Consider the following 22350-nt stretch of genomic DNA (forward strand, 5'->3'; position numbering starts at 1 on the left):
GCGGCCGCTCGGGCGGCAGAAGCGGCTCAAGGCGCTGCCACTGCCGGTCCGTCAACTCGTAACGTGTCACGTTGGATAAATGGGAACTCCAAGCTCCTCATGGAACCCCTTTGCAGACACGCCCTAGTGCCTCCTCGGGTGTGACCGCGTCGGTGAGATAGCGAAAGTCGATCACCCGGACGAGCTCCTCAGGGCTCATGTCAGCCACCAGCTCCCACACCGGCTTGCCGGCTTCTTTTGCCCAAAGATCCCAGACGGCATTGACGACCGCCCCTGTGGCGAGATGGATGACGCCCTTGTCCGGTCCGATCCAGCGCAACTGACTGTCGCCTGTGAGATGGCGCCAGAACCGGCCGGGGTTGTCCTTGACCCACTCGAGATCGAGCCCGACTACGAGATGGCGCATCGCCTCGATAGCGGCACAGCAGATATCGAGGCGATGCGCCCGATCGTGAAGGTGAGACCATGACCGGTCAGATCCGGATTGTCGGTCGTGAGCACCACATAGGCGGCGGAATAGTCCGGATCCGGGTTCATCGCGTCCGAGCCGTCGAGATGCTGGGAGGTGGGGAAGCGCAGGTCGAAGGTTTTGAGATCGGTGATGCGGGTCACGGCATGCCTCATCGGGACCGGAGGGTCAAAGCGGCTCCATCACGATAGTACCGGGGCCGCAGCCACTCTCAAGAGTGTCATTCCTTACGATGGTCTTTTCCTGACTTCGGAAAATAGCCGAACTCCAGCGTCTCCGCTCCTGCTTTAGTGACCCTGTTTCAATGTTCTGGATCGATTATGTCTCGTCCAGCAGGACCTTCCACGAGCTTCTCGCCGTGGCGATGGCCACTACCGGTACGTTGTCTGCTTCAGCGCAAGGTTCGGAACAGCATGCGTATTTCTTGAGCCAGAGCCTCTGGCTGTTCCATCGCGGTGAAGTGCCCGTCACGGTCCATCACGCTCCAGCGCTGAAGGTTCGTGAATTCGGGATCGGGTCATTTCTCCGCCGGACCGGCGTGAAGCGGCACCGAAGGTTGACCCCTCGTGCGGGAGGTACAAAGCCTTGGTTCAGCGACACACAGTGGAAATTCGGTGGGGTCACCATCGGTGCCGATGGTGACCCCACCAACGCTCTGAGTTCGCCAGCAAAGTAATGCATTTAACAGCAGTCGGCTCGCGGGTCGTCATTCGATGTTGATTCACACTTTGAAGATTTTTTCGAGCCGCTCCAAGGCGTTTAGAACCACTTCGGCTTCCGGCCCGAGTTCGTCCAGGATGTGTCTTTCGAAGGCGAGAGCCTTAGGGACGATCTCTCGGTAAGTCTTCTGCCCGAGCGCTGTGAGAGACAGGATCTCCTCCCGCCTGTCTTCCTCGCTTTCGCGGCGCCTGAGCCAGCGCCTCTCCTCCAGTGCCCGCACGGCACGGCTGACCTTCGTCTTGTGCATGGCCGAGTGCCGCCCGATCGCCTTGGCGCCGATCTCCTCGAACTGGCCGAGGGTGGCCAGCACCCGCCATTCCGGGATCGTCAGGTCATGGTGCGGACCGTAGACGGAGCGGAAGTCTTGAGAGACTGCTGAAGCGATCCGATTGAGCCGGTAGGGCAGGAATTGTTCGAGCTGGAGTTTGGCCATGGCATTGTTGGTTACAAAATAGATAGTTACAGTTGCGACCAATTGTGGAGGTCACGACCATGAATGTCCAGAACCCATCTTTGCAGAATCAGGCCGCCGATCGTCTGGAGAGCGCCATCCAGCGCGGCTACATGTCCGGCTTCGGCAACGGTTTCGAGACCGAGGCCCTGCCCGGAGCACTTCCCATCGGCCGCAACTCGCCGCAGAAGTGCTCCTACGGGCTCTATGCCGAGCAGCTTTCCGGCTCGCCCTTCACCGCACCGCGCACCACCAACGAACGGTCCTGGCTTTACCGTATCCGTCCCACGGTGACTCATTGGGGGCAGTTCCAGAAGGCGGATATCGGCCTGTGGCGCACGGCGCCTGCCGTCGAGGTGGAGGTGCCGATTGCGCCGATGCGCTGGAGTCCGATCCCGCTGCCCAACGAGAGCGTCTCCTTTCTGGAGGGTGTCTGCACCATCACCACGGCGGGCGATGCCGGAAGTCAGGCGGGAATGGGTGCGCATGTCTATCTCATCACCCGCTCGATGGCGGACGAGTATTTCTACAATGCCGATGGTGAAATGCTGTTCGTGCCGCAGCAGGGCAGCATCCGGCTGTGGACCGAGTTTGGCATCATCGACATCGAGCCGGGCGAAATCGCGGTGATCCCACGTGGAGTGAAGATCCGGGTCGAGCTGATCGACGGACCTGCCAGGGGGTATTTCTGCGAGAACTACGGCGGTGCCTTCACGCTGCCCGAGCGCGGACCGATCGGCGCCAATTGCCTTGCCAATCCGCGCGACTTCCTCACGCCAGTGGCCGCCTATGAGGACAAAGACGTACCCTCGAAGATGTATGTGAAGTGGGGCGGCTCGCTCTGGGTGGCGGACATGGATCACTCGCCGCTCGACGTGGTAGCCTGGCACGGCAACTACGCGCCGTACAAGTACGATCTGCGCCGCTACTCGCCTGTGGGTCCGGTTTTGTACGACCATGCCGATCCGTCGATCTTCACCGTGCTGACCTCGCCGTCTGAGACGCCCGGCACCGCCAACATCGATTTCGTGCTCTTCTCGGATCGCTGGCTGGTGGCAGAGAACACCTTCCGGCCGCCGTGGTACCACATGAACGTGATGAGCGAGTTCATGGGGCTGATCTACGGGGTCTACGATGCCAAGACCGGCGGTGGCTTCGTGCCAGGCGGAATGTCCCTGCACAACACCATGCTGCCGCATGGTCCCGATGTTGATGCGTTCGAAAAGGCCAGTAACGTGGAGTTGAAGCCCCACCGGCTGGAAGGCACGATGGCGTTCATGTTCGAGACGCGCTTCCCGCAGAAGGTCACGGCCTTTGCCGCCAGCACAGACGCGCTGCAGAAGGATTACGGCGCCTACGGCCACAAGCTCAAAAAGCATTTCAACCCAAGCCAGCGGTGATCGAAACGATGGCTCAACTCGATCACACGCATGATCCGAAGCTTGAAAGCTGGGTGGTCTCTGCCAACGGTCACCCAGACTTCCCGATCCAGAACCTGCCGCTGGGGATTTTCAGCCCGGGCGGCGACGCTCCGCGCGGTGGCGTGGCCATTGGCTAACGGATCTTCGACCTGCCGGCTGCCTTGGCAGCCGGCCTCTTCACAGGGGAGGCTGCGCGGGCAGCGGAAGCAGCGTCCGGTTCGGTGCTCAATCCCTTCCTGGCACTTCGGGCAGGAGCCCGGCAGGCTCTGCGCGCAAGACTGTCCGAACTGCTGAAGACGGGCAGTCCTGACGAGGGCAGGGCAGAGCCGTGCCTGCAACCAGCGTCCGACTGTACCCTGCACCTGCCGGCGCACATCGGCGACTACACGGACTTTTACGTTGGTATTTATCATGCAACCAACGTCGGAAAGCAGTTCCGGCCCGACAATCCGCTGCTGCCGAACTACAAGCATGTCCCGATCGGGTATCACGGCCGCGCGTCATCGATACGCCCCTCAGGTGTGCCGGTGCGGCCGCCGCGGGGGCAGACGAAGCCCTCGGATGCGTCGGAGCCGGGCTTTGGGCCCAGTCAAAGGCTCGATTATGAGCTGGAGTTGGGCGTCTGGATTGGACCCGGCAACGAACTCGGCGCGCCCATCGACATCGGCAAGGCATCGGAGCACGTGGGCGGCTTCTGCCTACTGAACGACTGGTCGGCGCGCGACATCCAAGCTTGGGAATACCAGCCGCTCGGTCCGTTCCTGTCCAAGAATTTGCCAGTACCATCTCGGCCAGCGGGTATTCCTCAAGCTGCGGGCCTTATGTGAACAAATAAGGAACAGAGAGGGAGCTTGTCAATTACCTCCTTCGGACATCGAAGCCAGCGCGCATGGCGAGGGGCAACGCCGCCAAGCTCTGGTCTCGGGCCCCAGTGGGGCGGTTTCCAAGTCGAGTTGGACGATGGCGTGGCAGGCGAGGGCAAGAACGGCCAGGACGCCGTCGTCCGCCCGCACTGCTTGAGCCACTTCGCCCAACGGCAGCGGGTTGGCTCCGAGGAGATCAAGCACCCTCACTTGATCGGCGGCCTGAACCTGAACCCTCTGGCAGCCCAAACCGCCCTACTGTTCATCAGCAAGGGCGATCCGAAAACCGTCGGGGGCTCGCGGCACTCATAAGCTACGCCTTGGGTTGCGTGTGCGGCTTCGACTGCCTCGAACCGCCCGCGGGCTGCTGACCGGGGTTGGCGGTAAACATCGACGACGATGGACCGCCCATCGAACACCAGGCAGCAATCCGGCACGTGTTGGATTACCAAACCATTCAGGGTGATGCTGATTGCTTCCGCCGGAGCGATAGCCCGCACCTCGGGATCCAGCGAGGCGATAATCAGGGTGTCGAGCACACTCCGGTTTCTGGCTATAATGACCTCTGTCGACTTTGCGCTTTCGAAACGGGTGACTTGTGGATCGGACCTTCTGGATGGTGAACTCATGCGCAACCTCACGGGATCAAGTACGAATCCCTCTGCGCCCGGGCGCCAGCAGTGGCGACCAGGTTGGACAGGGACCCGTCACGGTGTGACAGTCGAAGGGGGATTTCAGGTGCAGGACACCTGCGAACAAATAGAGAACATCAACCTTGGCGGTGTCAACGACTCAGAGGTAGTAGGCAATAGGTCCTATACGGCTGCTATCAAAAATCTGGTTGAGAAAATCGCCACCGGTAAGCTTCGCCTTAGTTTCGTGCGATCCTGCTGCCATTACTCCAACCCTCATGATGAAGCGTATTTGCTCCCTCTGGCTTGGTCTCTCCGCCATTGCGTCATTGACCGTCAGCCTCGCTGCTGAAGCTCAGAGCGGACCCACGGTGGGGCCGGAGCGGGGCCAAAATCATCGCTCCAAATTGCTCTACGGGCCTGAAGGCGTATACGCCAAGATCCCTGCGAGGGATGAATTCGGAAGGGATCAGCTCGCGATGTTCCGGGACTGGAACCCGGACCCAGTCGGCAATCATCAAGCCAATCTCCGGACCATCCACCCGGTGCTCGCACGCGTCGTACGGAAGACGCAGGCCGACAATTCGAGCCTTCCCTTCGTCATCGGCTCGGGTTTGCGCGGTGGCAAGCTGCAACGAAGGGCAGTCGCCTGGGGATGGTCGAGGACCGAGGACAGCCCACACCGGTCAGGCCTCGCAGTCGACCTGTGGCCGCTCGACCCGGACGGTCATGTCTTCTTTGATCCGACTACCCAAAACCGGATCGCCGCCGCAGTAAAGCGAGCCGCCGCAGAGCTTGGTGTGTCGATCCGCTGGGGCGGCCGTTTTCACGGCTTCAAGGACAAGGATCGCTCACACTTTGAACTCAGGCCCGATGACAAGAGCGGAAACCCAAAGTGAGGATCCTGAACCGCATTATCCCGTTCTAAAGACGAGGCCTGCGAACAGGGTTTGAGACAGGATAAGGCGCAGGAGCGAATGCGAGACGCAGAGATGCGAAGGCATCCTGTCCGTACGCACCGGAGCTTGGGCTCTTTCATGTCTGCCTTCGTGGAATAGCGGTCAGGTCATCTCTAAAATTGCAGTTGGCGCAACGTAGCGGAACGCTCCGACCACCTTGCCAGCATGCCGGAAATTGGCTTCATCGCCGGCGGATAAACTATGCCCGGTTTCTTTCAGTTTGTTGCGCCACTCCTTCAGGAAGCGCTCGCCGGCGGCTTCCGCACGCTCGTCAAACGCCAGGACTAGATCACAGGATGCGATCTTGCACTGGAGCACGCAGTCCCATGAGATCGAGTTAACGTGTTTGTGGAGGCTTGATCCTCCGTCGCCGAACATCGGCCACGCTCGGACGGGCCTGATGCCCGCGACAGCCAGGGCCTTCGCCAGGGCAACCCAGCCGCGCACGTCGAGGTTCTGGTACGTGAAAACGATGCGTGCTCCCGGTCGACAAACGCGGACTACCTCGCGCAGGCGGCGGGCCAACTCCCCAGCAAACAGATCCGCTGCCTCGGCCGTCCCCTTAAGCGAAGCCAACTGCCCCTGTGGGAACCCGTTAAGACAGGCGTCACCGATCAGGCCGAGGCGCGCCATCCACGGCACGTAGAAGTGTCCTAGCTCGGAATAGGCGATGTAGTCGAAATAAGGTAGGTCGGTTAGGACGAGATCCACCGATCTGGCAGGAATGTGAGCCAGGTTAGCCGCGTCGCCGCAGCGGACGTCCCAGGATCCGGCCACCCTCGTGGGTACTGGGATGGCCTCACCGTCGGGCGAGGGCTCCACCGAACCGGTGATGCTCCTGCTCGCGCGGAGCACCGACCGGACCGCGTTCGGGAACGTCCCGCGTCCGTTCTTCGTCAGCCACGGGTTGAGCTCGACGGGGCGAGCGATGTGCCGGTAGGCCCGGATCGAGAACAGCGGCGACAGCCGGCGCCAGCCGCCTGCGTAGCCGCAAAGGACGTTGTTGGTGGACAGGTGGTCGGAGAAGGCGATCCGCAGGGCCTCGCCGGCCAAGCCCTCGATCCCGTCGAGAGCGCGGGCGAGCAGTCCAAGGTGCAGATTCTGGCGCGCGTTGAACAGCTCGCGGTAGGCGCTGTAGCCGTATTGCACGAGGCGGTTGTCGAAACGGTTTTCACGCGGGATGTCGCCGGCGACGAGGAACCCGGGATTGGCCTTGACCTCGCGGGCCAGCCGCCGCTTGGCCGCGGCGAAGATCTCCACATCGCGCGGGGTGGCCGAGCGGATTCGCCGTGCATCCCCGACATGCCGTTTCTCCGGGCCAGCCGGGACCGTTTCCACGGCGAAAAGCCGGAACGCTGGTGGCTTGCCGGTGCGCTTAGCCAGGTCGATCAGGCGCTCCCGGTGCCCGCAGGCCGGACAGCAGGCGGTCCCCGTCACGACATGGCCACCGTCCGCCTTCGTCTTTCTGCCGCAGCCACAGGTGAAGGTGCCCCACCGCAGCGGGACCTGGGTCACCTGGCTGCAATCCCGGCAGGCGACCCACTGACGCCCTTTGGCTTCGTCCCACGCCAAGCGGAACGTGGGATGCGCGTCGTAGGCGTGCCCGCAACCGCCGCAGGTGACGCGCTGCACCCAGAAGGCGTGCAGCAAAATCTCCTCCTGGCCCTCGTCATCGAACGACCGGTAATACGGCGCCATCTCCGCCCCGACCGTCGCAATCAGGTGGTCTAGGTGCGGCTGCAGGTCGGGGAGCCGGGCGAGGCGGCCCTGGAAGTCGGAGATCGCGGCGGCGACCGGCTCGACGTCAACGCCATGGACGTTCGCCCCGAGGCGGGCAGCCTCCAGGAGCATGACCCCGCCGCCCATGAACGGGTCGAGCACGGTGAGCCCCTCGCAGGACGCCTCCCCGTAGTAGGCCTTCCAAAAGTTGCCGTCCCCGACCGTGGTCGACCCAACCAGCAGGGAGCGCGCCGTTGCGGCCAGCCGGCGCGCGAACCACTTGTGCGCCTGGTAGGCGTCGCGCGGACGCACGCTCTCGCGCTTGGCCATGCGCGCAATCTCGCCGACCGGCAGCACGCCGGCGTCGAGAAGCGAGCGGGGAGGAAGACGCCGACGGCTCATCTGAACTTAATCTCACAGGCCCCAAGAGCTGGGATCGAAGCTGGCACCGCGCGCAGCAAGTAACCATCCGCATAGTGCTTCAACAGGCGGGACTGCCGGAGCATCTCCGGATCCCGCGGCAGGTGGTCGACCAGCCGGCGGGAGACGATGACGATCAGCTTCGCCTTCGCACGAGACGCGATGACGTTGAAGCGGTTCAGGCTGTAGAGGAACTCCTCCTCCGCCGCGATCTGGTCGCGGTCGCCGAGCCCGAAGCTTGCGATCATGACCGTCTTCTCCTGCCCCTGGAAGCGCTCGACGGTGTCGACCGCCGCGATCATCGCGGCCTGCTCCGCGTCCGTCGGCAGGAAGCCCATGAGCCGTTCGACGACGGCGGCCTGCTGCGCCCGGTGCGGCGTGACGATGCCGAGGCCGTCCTTGAAGAGGTCGATCCCGGACAGGGGGGTGTCACCCTTGTCCGGCAGGAGGCGCCCGTACAGGGAGCGGACAAGCCCCGCTACCAGGTTGGCCTCGTGGTCATTGCGTTGGCTCGAATACTCGTCCGGGTGGATCAGCGCCGTCAGGGGCTCCTCGGGATCGAGGAGGGTGGCAAGGTGGCCGTGCCACGGCAGGCTTGCGGGCCAGTCCGCCGGTTGGGCGCCGGGCAGCGGCGACGCCAGGCGCATGCGCAGGCCGGCGTTCTCAGCCGTCAGGTCATCGCCATAGCCGGCGAGCCGCACGAAATCGACGATCTCCTTGTTCGAGCGGTAGCTGCGGTCAAGCATGACCGGCTGGATGCCGGCCGCCGCGGGCTCGCCATTCCGGTATTGCCGGAAGAAATCGTAGATGGAGCCGACGAGGTGCTCTGCGCCCTCCGGGGGCGCGATGGGCTGGATCGGCGGCATCTGGAGGTCATCGCCCACCACCGTGAGCGAGGCGCCCTCGGCCAGGGTCGTGAAGGCCACGACCGCATGCGCGACCGACATCTGCGACGCCTCGTCAATCAGCATGAAGTCGAAGAAGGGCCGCATGGCCTCGGCCTCGTCGGCGATCAGCCTGGAGAGCTGGTGGGCCGTGCCGGCGACGATAGTGAACCCGGTGGCGGCCTCCAGCCGTCCAACGAGCTCCTGATGCGCCTCCGACCCATTGGTGATGACAATGTGGTCCTGCAACTCGCTGGCGATGCCCTCCGGGCCGACGATGGACGACGCGAGGCGGGCGAGGCGCACGGAGTTTTCGAGGCCAAGCTGCCGCAACAGCGCGGGAATCTTCCGGGCGACGGTGTCGATGGCCACCCAGGTCGGGCCGGTGATCGCCAGCCTCAGAGGGGCGCCTCGCTCCTGCGCCTCGCGCAGCAGGCCGAGGATCAGCGCGACCGCGGTCGTGCTCTTGCCCGTGCCGGGCGGCCCCCACAGCAGCGACAGGCGCTTCTCAACGGACTGGCGCACGGCGTCGGACTGGCGCTGGGTGAGCTTGTAGCCGTGTGCGGCGATGGCCGCGAGGGCCGTCGCGCCGGAACGGCCCGAGGCCTCGCCGGCGAGGGTGTCCGCGTCCCAGATGAAGCGCTCCGCGGGGACGCTGGCGCTCTGGCGGGGGTTGGGCATCCGAAGCCGTGTCAGGGCAGGGTTCGGGAACAGCGGCCTCGACACGGAGAGCGGCGGGACGCGGATCGCCTTCAGCGCCGGCTTGAGCCGCTTCTTCAGGAACAGTTCGACAGGCAGTGGATCGAGGATGGCGAACACGCCTTTCCGGCCGTCGACGGCGAAGTCGAAGAGGCCGGCCTGTTCAAGCGCGGCAAACATCTGCGGATCGTCGGCCCGCAGGACCACGATCTGGGACACCCGCTCGAACGCGAGGACCGACACTTGGGAGGCGCTCCTCAGCCTCCGTCGGTAGTCGAAGTTCTGCGCCGGCCCAAGGAGCGTTCGGAGCGCGAAGTGCTGGTCCTTCAGCATGGCGATGGATCTGTGCTGCAGTGGCAGGGCGCTCTCCGGCATCAGCGACCAGTTGAACTCGCCGACCTTGATCCGCGCCTGCACGGAACGTGGCGACATCCGGAAGACAAGGATGGCGGGGTCCGCTGCGCCCACTCCCAGACCAAGACTGGCAAGGGCCTGGGCCTTGGCGGGGCCATCCAGCCGCTCCTCCAGGCGGACGCTCTTGAAGACCGCCTCGCGCTGGTGCGGCGGCATCGCCATGAGCAGGTTGATTTCGAGCTCGTCGGCCGCCGCCATGAGCCGCGCGTGCTGGTAGATGATCTCGCCGTCACGGGACACCGCTTGGAGGGGCTGCGTCTGGTCGAAGACGGAGCGAACCGTCGGGGCGCTCGCGGAAAGCTGTCCCTTGAGGTCGTCGGTCAGCCGCTCCGTCACGGCCAGGAGGGCGTCGAGCCTGACCCGGACGGCGCGCTTCAGGCCGTCCCGGTATCCCTGGTAGTCCACCTTCTTGAAGGGGCTGCGCCGGTTCCAGACCTCATGCCCACGCTCGGACGGGATCTGGTCCGACAGGGGATCCTGGAAGAAGGGATTGAGCCGGAACGGGAGCTTCCCGTCGCCCTTGTCGAAGCGCGGAGGATGGTAGGCGTTCGCAATACCCAGGAGCGAATAGTGGTGAGGCACGTCTGCCGCAAGAAGCGCCTGAATGGCTTCCCCCACGAGCGAGATCGGCGAGTTCACGGTGGTGAAATCCGCGTCCTCGATGATCTGGTCCGCCGGGAACATCCATGCCATCGGGGCGATGCGGGGCCCTTGACCCTGCGCGGGCGGGGCGAGCACGGCGAGCAGGTGCCGGCCCATCACCCGGCGCAGGTGGTCGTAGTTGAGCCTGTCCCAGAGATAGACCTGGAGCGTCGCCCGCCGGTCCCGTTCCTTGTCGGTCAGGCCGAGGCTCCGGTTCGCCTGCTCCACTTGCTGTGCGGCCGCGTCGATGTCCTGAACGAGATGACGCATGATCTCGGTCAGCACCTCGCGCTCGGCGTCGAGCGACTTCTGCTCGACCAGCATGACGCGGGCCTGACCACGCTCGATCCTCGTCTTGAACCAGGCCCGCCCACCCGGCTCGACGACGCGCTCGGCGGGAACGTGGGTGAGGATCTGGTACCCGATGGCGAAGGTGAGACCGCTGCCGACATCGAAGTCGACGGAGAGCGCCACCTTGATGTCGCTGCGCGCCGGGAGCACCGCGGACGTCCCGGCTTTCTCGGGGATCTCGGGCGGCAGCCTGTTCGTGAGTACCCCGGAGCGGGCATGGAACAGGGCGCGGCCTGCCCGCAGCTTCTGGTGCTCCTCGAAGGCCGGGTTGCCAGGCCTGAGCGCCGCGAGCTGCGCGATGCTCTCGACCATTGCCACCTTGAGTTTGCCGCAGGCGCCGCGGGTCAACCCGACCACCCGGCTCAGGTGGCCGTTCACCTCGGCGGTGGACCAGCAGTACGGCGCACGCGGGGTTTCCTCGGGCAACTCGGTGTCGTCGTCGACGCGGGCCTTCCAACTGTAGCCCAGGTAGTCGCAGCCGCTGCAGCCGGAATCGACGTGCCATGGCAGCGCCTGCCAGTCCGGGGCGAGGATGGCCTCGCGCAGGTCGACGGCGAAAAATCGCCGGACGCGGCCCAGCACGACCTCGGCGGGCATCGTCTCCAGATCCTCGCCGAGCCCCTCCAGATAGCGGGCGAGGGACCGGTTCGTGACGCCGTTGCTGCGGTCCTCGAACTCTCGTCTCCGGATCTCCGAGGCCTCATGCTTGCCGGGTCACACCGCGGCATCCTTGAGGACGACGAAGCGGCCGTCCCGCCCGGTCCGCTCCAGCCAGGTGGCAAGGGTCATGCCGTAATAGGCCAGCTCGGCGAAGTGCGAGGGCGAGGGCTCGCCCGTGAGCTTGATGTCGATGATGCGGAGCCCAAGGCGGGGATCGTTGGCAGCAATGGTGTGGACCTCGCCGGACGGCGTGATCACGTGGCGGGGGGCACCCGCCGGAGGAACCACCTGCAGGATGTCCGGACGGACGGCGGCGAACCTGAGTGTCGCCCCCGAGCCCGGAACGAACGCGCTGCCGTCGACGAGATCGCGCAGGCCATGGGCGCCGATGAAGGGATCCGTGACCACATATTCGGCCTCCACCAGGAAGTGGTCGGAGCCGCAGGCGTCGAGGTGGTCGTCCAGAAGGATCTTCCCGAAGGCGCTCTCCTCGCCCGGCCGCGGCGCCGTCACGGCCCCGTGCGTGACGCGCCCGGCGAACACCTGCGCCAGTTCTCCGAACTTCTCGCGCTCGAACTGCCGCCCCTGCTCGACGAGTAGCGCCAGCCCCGGACGCGCGACGTCCTTGACCGGGATGCCCAGCTCCTTGCGCGTTGCATCACCAGCATAAAGGTCAAGGCGCAGACGCCGCCGGCATTCTCCGCGCACGTATTGGGACAGCGTTCGTTTCGACAGGGCGTACACGGCGAATCCTTCGATGGGCCTGGTTAGATTCATGAAAGGGCGACCCACTTGGGCCGCCCTTTCATTTTGCAGAACTTTAGTAGGCCGTTTTGCGAAAGGCGAAGCCCAATCGAGCTTCTCCTCTCACTTCACCCGGTGGCGCGGGCATTTGAGGCTCCCGCGCTAGGAATATGCCGGCGACAAAGTCGGCATACTCAGCTGCACCCGGTTGTGGATCCACAAGTATCGCACTTCAAGCACGTCCCGTTCCGCACCAGCGTGAAGTTGGCGCATTCGGGGCAGGATTCGCCGACATAGCCCTTCATCTTGGCCTCGGCGCGCCGGTCGGCGACGGACGGGGCCGCGAAGGCGAGCTTGGACATCTCGGCTTCGCCGACCTTCTCCTCCACCGGAGCGGCCGCGGGAGCGAGCTCGCCCTTGAGGGCGTTCGCGCCGACGGTGAGACCGGGTGAGCGCTGAACACTGCCTCCGGCGCTGCCGGTGCCGCCGCCGCCCGGGATCAGCATGAGGCGGTCGGAATTGCCGCGCACGAAGCCGCGGGACACGATGGCCGTGGCAGGCGCGGGCTCCGGCGCCTTCGACTGGGCTTCACCCGACCCGATGGTGGTGGGGCCTGCTTCCGACGGATCGACATGGGCGAGGTCGTTGCGGGAGAGATACGAGACCGCGAGCTCGCGGAACACGTAGTCGAGGATCGAGGTCGCGGACTTGATGCGCTCGTTGCCCTGGACGAAGCCCGCCGGCTCGAAGCGCGTGAAGGTGAAGGCCTCCACGTATTCCTCCAGCGGCACGCCGTATTGCAGGCCGAGCGAGATCGCGATAGCGAAGTTGTTCATCATGGCCCGGAAGGCGGCGCCTTCCTTGTGCATGTCGATGAAGATCTCGCCGAGGCGTCCGTCGTCGTACTCGCCCGTGCGCAGGTACACCTTGTGGCCGCCGACGACGGCCTTCTGGGTGTAGCCCTTGCGGCGGTCGGGCATCTTCTCGCGGTCGCGCAGGGCCACCACGCGCTCGACGATCTTCTCGACGATCTTCTCCGACACGTGCGCGGCCTTCGCCGCCGACGGCATGGCGGCCAACGCTTCCACGGCGTCCTCCGCATCCTCCTCCTCGTCGGCGATGAGGGCGGAGTTCAGCGGCTGCGAGAGCTTGGAGCCGTCGCGGTAGAGGGCGTTCGCCTTGAGCGCCAGCTTCCAGGACAGCATGTAGGCGTTCTTGCAATCCTCGACGGTGGCGTCGTTGGGCATGTTGATGGTCTTGGAGATCGCGCCCGAGATGAAGGGCTGCGATGCCGCCATCATGCGGATGTGGCTCTCGACCGAGAGATAGCGCTTGCCGATCTTGCCGCACGGGTTGGCGCAATCGAACACCGCGTAATGCTCGGTCTTCAGGAAGGGGGCTCCCTCGAGAGTCATCGCTCCGCAGATGTGGATGTTCGCGGCCTCGATGTCAGCCTTCGAGAAGCCGAGGAAAGAGAGCAGGTCGAAGGACGGATCGTTGAGCCTGTCCGCCGGCACCTTGAGCGTGCCGGTGAGGAAGTCCTCGCCGAGCGTCCAGCGGTTGAAGACGAACTTGATGTCGAAGGCCGATTTCAGGCCCTTCTCCACCGCGTCGATCTTCTCGTCCGTGAAGCCCTTCGAGCGCAGGCTGCCGGGGTTGATGGCGGGCGCCTGCTTCATGGAGCCGTGGCCGACCGCATAGGCCTCGATCTCGGCGATCTCATGCTCGCGGTAGCCGAGCGCGCGCAGCGCATCGGGCACCGCCCGGTTGATGATCTTGAAGTAGCCGCCGCCGGCGAGCTTCTTGAACTTCACGAGGGCGAAGTCGGGCTCGATGCCGGTGGTGTCGCAATCCATCACGAGGCCGATCGTGCCGGTGGGCGCGATCACGGTGGACTGCGCGTTGCGGTAGCCGTTCTTCTCGCCGAGCTCGAGCGCCTTGTCCCAGGCGGATTTCGCATGGGCGACGAGATCCGCATCGGGGCAGGAGGCGTGGTCGAGCGGGACCGGGTTGACAGCGAGGCCTTCGGAGCCGGCCGCCTCGCCATGCGCCGCGCGGCGATGGTTGCGGATCACGCGCAGCATGTGCTTCGCGTTGGCCTTGTAGTTCGGGAACGGCCCGAGCTCGCCCGCCATCTCGGCCGAGGTGGCATAGGACACGCCGGTCATGATCGCCGTGAGCGCGCCGCCGAGCGCACGGCCCGCATCGCTATCGTAGGGCAGGCCCATGGTCATGAGCAGGCCGCCGATATTGGCGAAGCCGAGGCCGAGCGTGCGGTACTCGTAGGAAAGCTGCGCGATCTCCTTCGACGGGAACTGCGCCATCATCACCGAGATCTCGAGCACCACCGTCCAAAGGCGGCAGGCATGCTCGAACGACTCCGCGTCGAACTTGTGGTTCTTCCGGTCGAAGAACTGCAGCAGGTTGGCGGAGGCGAGATTGCACGCCGTGTCGTCCAGGAACATGTATTCCGAGCACGGATTCGAGGCCCGGATGCGGCCACCGGCGGGGCTGGTGTGCCAGTCGTTCATGGTGGTGTTGAAGTGCAGGCCCGGATCGGCCGAAGCCCAGGCGGCGTGGCCGATCTGCTCCCACAGGTCGCGCGCCTTCAGGGTCTTCACGACCTTGCCGTCCTTGCGGGCGGTGAGGTGCCAGTCGGCGTCGTTCTCCACCGCGCGCAAGAAGTCGTCGGTGAGCGAGACGGAGTTGTTGGAGTTCTGGCCCGACACCGTCAGGTAGGCTTCCGAATCCCAATCCGTGTCGTAGATCGGGAAGTCGATGTCGGTGTAGCCCTGGCGCGCGAACTGGATGACGCGCTTGATGTAGTTGTCCGGGATCATGACCCGGCGCGCCAGCTTGATCTCCTTCTTCAGAGCCGGGTTCTTCTCCGGATCGAAGCAGGCATCGCCCTCGGCCTCGCAGTTCACGCAGGCCTTCATGATGGCCTTGAGGTGCTTGTTCCCGAGCTTGGAGCCGGTGACGAGCGCCGCGACCTTCTGCTCCTCCTTCACCTTCCAGTCGATGTAGCTCTCGATGTCCGGGTGATCGACGTCGACCACGACCATCTTGGCCGCGCGCCGGGTGGTGCCGCCCGACTTGATCGCGCCGGCGGCGCGGTCGCCGATCTTGAGGAAGCTCATGAGGCCGGACGAGCGTCCGCCGCCGGAGAGCTTCTCGCCTTCGCCGCGCAGCTTGGAGAAGTTGGAGCCGGTGCCGGAGCCGTACTTGAACAGGCGCGCCTCGCGGACCCACAGGTCCATGATGCCGCCCTCGTTCACCAGATCGTCCTCGACGCCCTGGATGAAGCAGGCATGCGGCTGCGGGTGCTCGTAGGCCGACTTCGACTTGGTCAGCTTGCCGGTCTTGTAGTCCACATAGAAGTGGCCCTGGCCGGGGCCGTCGATGCCGTAGGCCCAGTGCAGGCCGGTGTTGAACCATTGCGGGGAGTTCGGCGCCACCATCTGGTTGGCGAGCATGAAGCGCAGCTCGTCATAGAACGCCTGGGCATCCTCCTCGGAGGAGAAGTAGCCGCCCTTCCAGCCCCAATAGGTCCAGCAGCCGGCAAGGCGGTCGAAGACCTGCTTGGAGGAAATCTCAGAGCCGAAGCGCTGGTCCTCGCGCAGTTGGCCGAGCACCGCCTCGTCGGGCACGGAGCGCCACAGCCACGAGGGAACGTCGTTCTCCTCGACCTTCTTCAAGCGGGCGGGAACGCCGGCTTTGCGGAAGTACTTCTGCGCCAGCACGTCGGAGGCCACCTGGCTCCAGGTCTCCGGCACCTCGATGTTCTCGAGCTTGAAGACGACCGAGCCATCCGGGTTGCGGATCTCGCTCGTGGCGAGCCGGAAGGCGAGGGAGGAATAAGGCGATTGGCCGGTTTTCGTATAACGCCGCTCGATCCGCATAGGTCACATTCCTAAGTACTGGGGACAAACGTCCCCATGGCCGCGATTTGCCCCGCAGCTCATCAGCCCACAATTATTGTTCGACGCCCCAACGATCCATTCTTCTGGATCGCCACACGCAACACGCCCGAGTTACGGCCTCCATCAGGCGTCAAGGGTCGCGCGGCAACGGATTGCCACGGGGCTCTGACGCCTACTCTGGGGAGGTTTCAACCGCCCTTTTCAGGTCGGTCGCCGGTCTCTGGTCGGTACCCCGGCAAGCTAGTCGTGTTGCGAGCCTTACGTCAAGAACTTGTGTCGCGGCTCACGGTTCCAACTATATATAGTGTGAAGAGTGTTAAGAATGTGGAAAACTAGCTAAGCCACAGAGACTCCTCTGAGAATCCGTTCCGGGATTCTGCAATGGCCAAGCTTCGCCGGCTCAGAGGTGCGAAGAAAAGGGGCGAGATGTTGTGCCGGCGCATCAATCGGAGCCGAGTCCGAGCGGAGCATAGAAATTCCTTAGAAGCGCCGAAATCCAGGGGATTCCGCGGATTTGGGCGCTGGATCGTCTCGAACGAATCGACGTGCGGCCGGTTCTTGATTCCCGCAGGCATAGAGGGCGATGGCACGATCAGCGGAGATTCTCTTAGGGAATGAAGCCAAGCATGAAACGGAATGGTAGCTGCATCGCAGGCATGCGGTCACGAGCTGTGCCTCGTCTCATGTGACGAGGGGGTGGGTTAGACCATCATTGCGTCTCCACACGCCTCGGGTGCTTTCAATAACATGTTATTTCGTTATATTGCCGCCCGCACGATGCACAAGGAAACGTCGATGGCCCTCGCTAACAACACCTACGCCCTTCTCTCGGGAAATTCCTGGTCCACTCCCGTCCTCGGCTATTACTTTGCAGATTCCCCGGACGCTTACCGCTACAAATATTGGTTTATGGATGATTTCGCACCCGTCGGGGCGGGGATCCAGCAAGCGGTCCGCAACATTCTGCAAGGGCCGATATCCGCGCCTCAGTCCGAGAAATGGATGACGCTCACCTCCGTGAGTGCCGTGGCCAATCTCCAATTCTATTCGACGGGCAATTCACGTTCCGACATCGCGATCGGACAATCGTCGCTGCTGGAAAATCCGATGGCTTACTATCCTGAAGCGGCCCCGTCCGATGGGCATGCCGGTGACGTTTGGCTGCGTAACAGCACGTCAGGGAACCCCGGGACACCTGACTACCACACGCTTCTGCATGAGTTGGGTCATGCGCTCGGACTCAAGCACGGTCATGAACAGGGTGATACGCGCAATCCCTTCATTCTCACCCCTGATCGCGACTCGATCGAGTTCTCGGTCATGACGTATAGGAGCTATGTGGGAGATACGGATCTTTCCGGGCTTGTTGGTGTAGATGGGCCTCATACTTTGATGATGTATGACATTGCGGCGCTCCAGCACATCTATGGCGCCAATTTCACCACCAACAATACGGACACGACCTATAGATGGGCTTCTTACGATTACACTTACGTCAATGACGTGATTGCCGGCTTCAGTTACCGCATCTTCATGACCATCTGGGATGAGTTACCGCATCTTCATGACCATCTGGGATGGCGGCGGCATCGATACATACGATTTCAGCGATTTCTTCGATGACATGACCATCGATCTTTCTCCTGGATCCTGGTCGCACATCGCACGTGACAAGACTGCTTCCCTTGGTGATGGTCAAACGGCGCGTGGTAACGTCTTCAATGCGCTCCAGTACAACGACGATCCGCGCTCGCTGATCGAGAACGCCATTGCCTCCTCCGGTTATGACAGAATGATAGGAAATGCGGCGGACAACCGGCTGGTCGGGGCTGCGGGCAACGACAGCCTGTCGGGCGCTTCCGGGAATGACACGCTCATCGGCGGCGCCAGCAACGATTGGCTGGATGGCGGCGCGGGAGCCGACCTGATGGATGGCGGCGCGGATTGGGACGTGGTGTCCTACATGAGTTCCACCACTGGCGTGACCATCGATCTCACCACTAATCTCAACAGCGGCGCGGCCGCCGGCGACAAGATCCTGAACGTCGAAGTGCTGCAGGGCACGAACCACAACGACCTGCTCATCGGCATCGACCGCGGCAACGGCCACGGCGTGCAGCTCTACGGCGAGGGCGGCGACGACGGCCTTATCGGCAAGGGCGGCGGCGATGCCCTGTTCGGCGGCGCCGGCAACGACTGGCTCGACGGCGGTCCGGGCGGCGACATCCTCGATGGCGGTGCCGGCTGGGACGTGCTCTCCTACCAGAGCGCCACAATCGGCGTGACGGTCGACCTGACAGGCAATGCCAATGGCGGTGCCGCCTATGGTGACGTGATCTCCAACATCGAGGTGGTGCAGGGCTCGAACTCGGACGATACCCTCATCGGCATCGACCGCGGCAACGGCAGCGGCGTCCAGCTCTACGGAGAGGGCGGCGACGACACGCTGCTCGGGAAGGCCGGCGGTGATTACCTGTTCGGCGGGGCCGGCAATGACCTACTCGACAGCGGCTTTGGCAGCGACGTGCTCAACGGCGGGGCCGGGGCGGACACCTTCCGGTTCTCGTCCAGTCTCGGTGCCGGCAACACGGACACGATCCAGGACTTTTCTGTCGCTGAGGGCGATCGGATCGTGCTCAGCCGCAGCGTGTTCATGGATGTGGGCACGGGAGCGCTCTCGAGCGCCTATTTCCACCTGGGCGCGGCCACGAGCTTCGATCATCACATCCTGTACGATCAAGGCACCGGCGAGCTGTTCTATGACGTCGATGGCTCAGGTGGCGTCGCGGCGATCAAGTTCGCCACCGTGAGTGCAGGTACGGCGCTCAGCGCGGCGAACTTCTTCATCGTGTGAGCTGTCCGGCCTGAAGGCAGGAGCCGGCAAGCCGCAATCCCAAGTCCGCGGCGCCTGTCAATGACGAGGCGTGGCTCACAAAGCCACGCCTTTCTCATGAGATGAGCCCTGCTTTTGATTGCGGGCAGGCGCAAACCCGGCGGAGGGCCAGTTGAGGGGATCGTCTCCGAGCCGCGTCACTGCTGGGCCGGGCAGGGGGGCGGGGCATCTTTGCCCTGGACTTCCCAGCGCGCTGTAGCCATATTCCGCCCAAATTGATGGACCCCTCCGGCAGCAGCAGCGATGAAACAGTTTTGGACTCAGTTCTTTACCTGGTGGAACGGACAGACCATCGGCACGCGATTCTTCACGTGGCGTAAGGGGCAGTTCGTCGGAGAGGACGAGTTCGGCAACCGCTACTACCGCTATACCCAGGCTGAGGCGATCGACTCGAATGTCGGCGCCGAGCGCCGCTGGGTGGTCTATAACGGCTATGCCGATGCTTCGAAGGTGCCGCCCGGCTGGCGCGCCTGGCTCTGCCATAACGGCGATGTGCCTCCGAGCGAGGAGACCTACAAGCCGCATTCCTGGGAGAAGCCCTACGTGCCCAACATGACCGGCACGACCCAGGCCTATCGCCCGCAGGGCTCGAGCCTTTCGGCCGGAAGGCGTCCCGCTGCCACCGGCGATTACGTGCCATGGACGCCGGGGGAGTGAGGCTCCAAAGAGCCTCGCTTCGACAAATGTCATGCTGAAACGAACCCAAGCCCGTACCTGCGTCGAGTGTGGCCTCGCCTATGGCCACCCCGATTTCAGCTACCATTACGGGCGAACCGAGAACGGCCCGTCCTACTGGTCGGATCGCGGGCTTCTGTGCTCCCATGCCTGCTCCCTTGCTCATTTCGAGCGGCGTGAGAAGGAGGGTGACCCCATGACGGAGCCGGCTTCGAATCCCCTGGAGCAGGATTGGTCCTGACCGGGTTCAGCCCTTCGGATGAAAGTAGGATTGGCGCCGCATGACGGCCTCGGCGAAGAGGCCGAAGGCCTGGATGACATGGCCTTGCGGTACCTCGATCCCACGCGCGACGCCTGAACCCTTCAGAACACCGCCGCGCGCATCCGGCTCGGGATCGCGATAGGTCCCGCCATCGCCCAACAGGCAGTTCTGGCAGCGGATGGGGCCGAGGATCTGAGCGCCCCGGCCGATCCGATTCGACAGGGTCAGAGATCCGCCGCCCAGGAGCCTGGCCCCGTCCCCGATGTCGATGGTCTCGCCAGCACCGGCCTTGAGGGTGAAGCCGCCTTCCTCTCCGATCTCAGCTCCGGCGCCGACCGTGACCGATCCGCCCGACGCGACGATCCGGGTTCCGGGAAAAAGGTTGGTTCCCGGGCCAATCGTGATGCGGCCGCCAGCGGAAATCTGGAGAATGACGTTGGGCCAGAGAACCACGTCTTCCGCGAGCCGCACATCGCCCGAGACCAGCACCGAGCCCGGATCCGGCGACAGGATGCCGAGGCGGGAGAGAGCGATTATTTCCGCTTCGGACAAGAAGCCAAGGCGCTCGCGGGCAGCGTCGCCCGACCTGTGAGGCTCGTGCATGGTGTCTTTGCTCCCGTCGCCCGGTAAAGCGGATACCTTAGCTGTACGGGGTCAGGGGTGCATAGCCTTGTCAGCGGGCACAGATGGCAATCGTCTCTATGGCTGGCCACTGCCTCCGGCGGCACCGTAGACCTGCCCGGTCGCATAGCTCGCATCCGCCGCGGCGAGTTGGACGTAGATCGAGGCCAGTTCGACAGGCTGGCCGGGGCGACCGAGAGGCGTGTCTCCCCCGAATTGCTGCAGCTTCTCCTGTGTGGCGCCTCCGCTGACCTGGAGGGGCGTCCAGATCGGTCCGGGCGCGACGCCGTTGACGCGAATGCCCTTGGGGCCGAGCTGCTTCGCCAGCGACTTGGTGAAGTTCATCATCGCCGCCTTGGTCATGGCATAATCGACCAGGTTCTCCGAAGGGTCATAGGCCTGCTCGGAGGTGGTCTGGATGACGGCCGATCCCGGCGTCAGGTGCGGCAGGGCGGCCTTGGTCAGCCAGAACATGGCATAGACGTTGGTCTTGAAAGTTGCGTCGAAGTCCTCCGACGTGATGTCGAGGAGTGTTTTCCGCTGCTGCTGGCGGGCGGCGTTGTTGACGAGAATGTCGAGCCCGCCGAGCTCCCGCACCGCATCCGCCACGATTTGGTTGCAGAGGGCCTCGTCGCGGATGTCCACGGGAAGCGCCACGGCGGTCCGGCCTTCCTTCTTGATCAGGTCGATCACCTCCCGCGCATCGGGCTCCTCGTCCGGGTGATAGCTGATGGCGACATCGGCGCCCTCGCGGGCGAAGGCGATGGCCGCGGCCCGGCCCATCCCTGAATCACCCCCGGTGATCAGCGCCTTCCGGCCCTGCAGCCGTCCCGACCCCTTGTAGCTCGTCTCGCCGTGATCGGGCCGCGGGTCCATCTGGCCGGCCAAGCCCGGCCATGGCTGCGACTGCGAGCGGAACGGCGGCTTCGGGTATTTCGTGGTGGGGTCGTCCTTGGCCGTTGCGCTGCCCGAGGGGGTGCCTGGGGTCTGAGCGCTGGCCGAGCCTGCTGCTGCCGAGGCGAGACCGGCCGCTGCCCCACCCATCACCCCGCGCCGGGAAATCGAATTGCCGTCACTCTGGTCCATGTCCAGCTTTCCGTCATTGATCCAGCCCCGTTAACAGGCGGCAGGGCGTGGGGTTCAGAATTTTCTCTGACGTTGTCCTGAGGGAGATCCCGACACTCGCATGAATCTCCTGGGGCTTCTTTCCCGGCTTGCCCTTTTTCCATCTTGGTTCGCGTGTTATCGCGTTGCCGGGACAAGGAGTTGCGGCCGGTCAGGCCGGACAGGAACCGCCAAATCGGACTTGGCTTGGATCATATGATGAAACTCGGATGGACGCGGGCGGCTTTCGTGCTCGCATCGGTAATCGGCAGCCTCGGCACGGCTCACGCGGACCGTATCAAGAATCCCACGGCCGTCTTCTCGGGGCTCGACAAGATCACCGGACGCATCGTGTCGTTCGAGGTCGGGATCGACGAGACCGTGCAGTTCGGCGCGCTGCAGATGACCCCACGGGTCTGCTTCACCAAGCCGCCGACGGAAACGCCGAACACGACTTCCTTCATCGAGGTCGACGAGCCCGCTACCGACGGAAAGACCAAGCGAGTCTTCTCGGGCTGGCTGTTTGCCGCAAGCCCGGGCCTGCACGGCCTGGAGCATCCGGTCTACGATATCTGGCTCGTCGACTGCAAAGGCGGCACGGAGGTGATTGCCGAGCCGAAGGAGACGCCCGAGGAACTGCCGCCGATCCAGGATACCGCCCGGGCGCCGAACGATGCAGGACGGCCAGGCGACATCATGGCGCCCACCGGCACTACGGCGCCGCGCCCGCCTGCCGTCGAGACTGCACCTCTGCGCCAGCCGGCCCGGCGCCAAGCTCCCGCCGCTCCGATCATCAACACGGATCGCTAGGGTATCAGATCCAC

17 protein-coding genes and 1 pseudogene are annotated in these 22350 nt (G+C 64.1%); 10 read left to right on the plus strand and 8 right to left on the minus strand.

The features are described from left to right. Window positions 1-124 precede the first annotated feature (124 nt). A pseudogene (locus FS320_RS17045) lies at window positions 125-612 on the minus strand (enolase-like domain-containing protein); the annotation flags it as partial. Window positions 613-1190: 578 nt separating this feature from the next. Then, window positions 1191-1622 carry a MarR family winged helix-turn-helix transcriptional regulator gene (locus FS320_RS17050; RefSeq protein ID WP_152713028.1) on the minus strand — a complete coding sequence of 144 codons (432 nt, stop codon included), beginning with the start codon at window positions 1620-1622 and terminating at the stop codon, window positions 1191-1193. 59 nt (window positions 1623-1681) lie between these two features. Between FS320_RS17050 and hmgA the strand changes: the two genes are divergently transcribed. From hmgA to FS320_RS17070, 5 genes are all read left to right on the plus strand, one after another. Further along, window positions 1682-3040 (plus strand): homogentisate 1,2-dioxygenase, encoded by a 1359-nt coding sequence (hmgA, locus tag FS320_RS17055; protein ID WP_152713029.1) that lies wholly within the window; start codon window positions 1682-1684, stop codon window positions 3038-3040. Window positions 3041-3048: 8 nt separating this feature from the next. Next, the gene (locus FS320_RS47945; RefSeq protein ID WP_244627192.1) at window positions 3049-3198 is read left to right on the plus strand and encodes a hypothetical protein; all 150 of its coding nucleotides are present in this window, start codon (window positions 3049-3051) and stop codon (window positions 3196-3198) included. 12 nt (window positions 3199-3210) lie between these two features. Continuing rightward, entirely contained in the window at window positions 3211-3888 is a 678-nt protein-coding gene (locus tag FS320_RS17060) for a fumarylacetoacetate hydrolase family protein (protein WP_274597225.1), read from the plus strand. Between the two features lie 24 nt (window positions 3889-3912). Continuing rightward, window positions 3913-4236 carry a hypothetical protein gene (locus FS320_RS17065; protein ID WP_152713030.1) on the plus strand — a complete coding sequence of 108 codons (324 nt, stop codon included), beginning with the start codon at window positions 3913-3915 and terminating at the stop codon, window positions 4234-4236. A gap of 799 nt (window positions 4237-5035) precedes the next feature. Further along, window positions 5036-5455: a M15 family metallopeptidase gene (locus tag FS320_RS17070; RefSeq protein ID WP_162003290.1), complete on the plus strand. Its 420-nt coding sequence runs from the start codon at window positions 5036-5038 to the stop codon at window positions 5453-5455. A gap of 162 nt (window positions 5456-5617) precedes the next feature. Here the strand turns inward: FS320_RS17070 and FS320_RS17075 are convergent, their stop codons facing one another. The 4 genes from FS320_RS17075 to FS320_RS17090 form a co-directional block, all read right to left on the minus strand. Then, window positions 5618-7636, minus strand: coding sequence for a hypothetical protein (locus FS320_RS17075; protein ID WP_152713032.1), 2019 nt, complete (start codon window positions 7634-7636; stop codon window positions 5618-5620). Continuing rightward, a complete protein-coding gene (locus FS320_RS17080; protein WP_152713033.1) occupies window positions 7633-11241 on the minus strand; it encodes a DEAD/DEAH box helicase in 3609 nt (1202 codons plus the stop codon). Before FS320_RS17080 ends, FS320_RS17075 begins: the two co-directional genes overlap by 4 nt. 117 nt (window positions 11242-11358) lie before the next feature. Further along, window positions 11359-12081: a hypothetical protein gene (locus FS320_RS17085; RefSeq protein ID WP_152713034.1), complete on the minus strand. Its 723-nt coding sequence runs from the start codon at window positions 12079-12081 to the stop codon at window positions 11359-11361. A 161-nt stretch (window positions 12082-12242) separates the two neighbouring features. Next, a complete protein-coding gene (locus FS320_RS17090; RefSeq protein ID WP_152713035.1) occupies window positions 12243-15950 on the minus strand; it encodes a vitamin B12-dependent ribonucleotide reductase in 3708 nt (1235 codons plus the stop codon). Window positions 15951-16718: 768 nt separating this feature from the next. Between FS320_RS17090 and FS320_RS17095 the strand changes: the two genes are divergently transcribed. The 4 genes from FS320_RS17095 to FS320_RS17110 all read left to right on the plus strand — a co-directional run bounded on the left by FS320_RS17095 (window position 16719) and on the right by FS320_RS17110 (window position 19780). After that, a complete protein-coding gene (locus tag FS320_RS17095) occupies window positions 16719-17594 on the plus strand; it encodes a zinc metalloprotease (RefSeq protein ID WP_210252208.1) in 876 nt (291 codons plus the stop codon). Continuing rightward, window positions 17518-18825, plus strand: coding sequence for a calcium-binding protein (locus FS320_RS17100; protein ID WP_152713037.1), 1308 nt, complete (start codon window positions 17518-17520; stop codon window positions 18823-18825). The genes FS320_RS17095 and FS320_RS17100 overlap by 77 nt, the downstream gene beginning before the upstream one ends. A 282-nt stretch (window positions 18826-19107) precedes the next feature. Beyond that, on the plus strand, window positions 19108-19521 hold the full coding sequence (locus FS320_RS17105) for an NADH:ubiquinone oxidoreductase subunit NDUFA12 (RefSeq protein WP_152713038.1): 414 nt from the start codon (window positions 19108-19110) through the stop codon (window positions 19519-19521). A gap of 31 nt (window positions 19522-19552) precedes the next feature. Then, entirely contained in the window at window positions 19553-19780 is a 228-nt protein-coding gene (locus FS320_RS17110; RefSeq protein WP_152713039.1) for a hypothetical protein, read from the plus strand. Window positions 19781-19786: 6 nt separating this feature from the next. Here FS320_RS17110 and FS320_RS17115 read toward each other — a convergent pair whose 3' ends face one another. Next, entirely contained in the window at window positions 19787-20404 is a 618-nt protein-coding gene (locus FS320_RS17115; protein ID WP_152713040.1) for a hypothetical protein, read from the minus strand. Between the two features lie 96 nt (window positions 20405-20500). Beyond that, complete coding sequence (locus tag FS320_RS17120) at window positions 20501-21508, minus strand: SDR family oxidoreductase (protein WP_152713041.1); 1008 nt, start codon at window positions 21506-21508, stop codon at window positions 20501-20503. A gap of 237 nt (window positions 21509-21745) precedes the next feature. Between FS320_RS17120 and FS320_RS17125 the strand changes: the two genes are divergently transcribed. Beyond that, complete coding sequence (locus FS320_RS17125; RefSeq protein ID WP_152713048.1) at window positions 21746-22336, plus strand: DUF2155 domain-containing protein; 591 nt, start codon at window positions 21746-21748, stop codon at window positions 22334-22336. Window positions 22337-22350: the final 14 nt, after the last annotated feature.

It is taken from the genome of Microvirga tunisiensis, from assembly GCF_009296175.1.
Taxonomy (GTDB): domain Bacteria; phylum Pseudomonadota; class Alphaproteobacteria; order Rhizobiales; family Beijerinckiaceae; genus Microvirga; species Microvirga tunisiensis.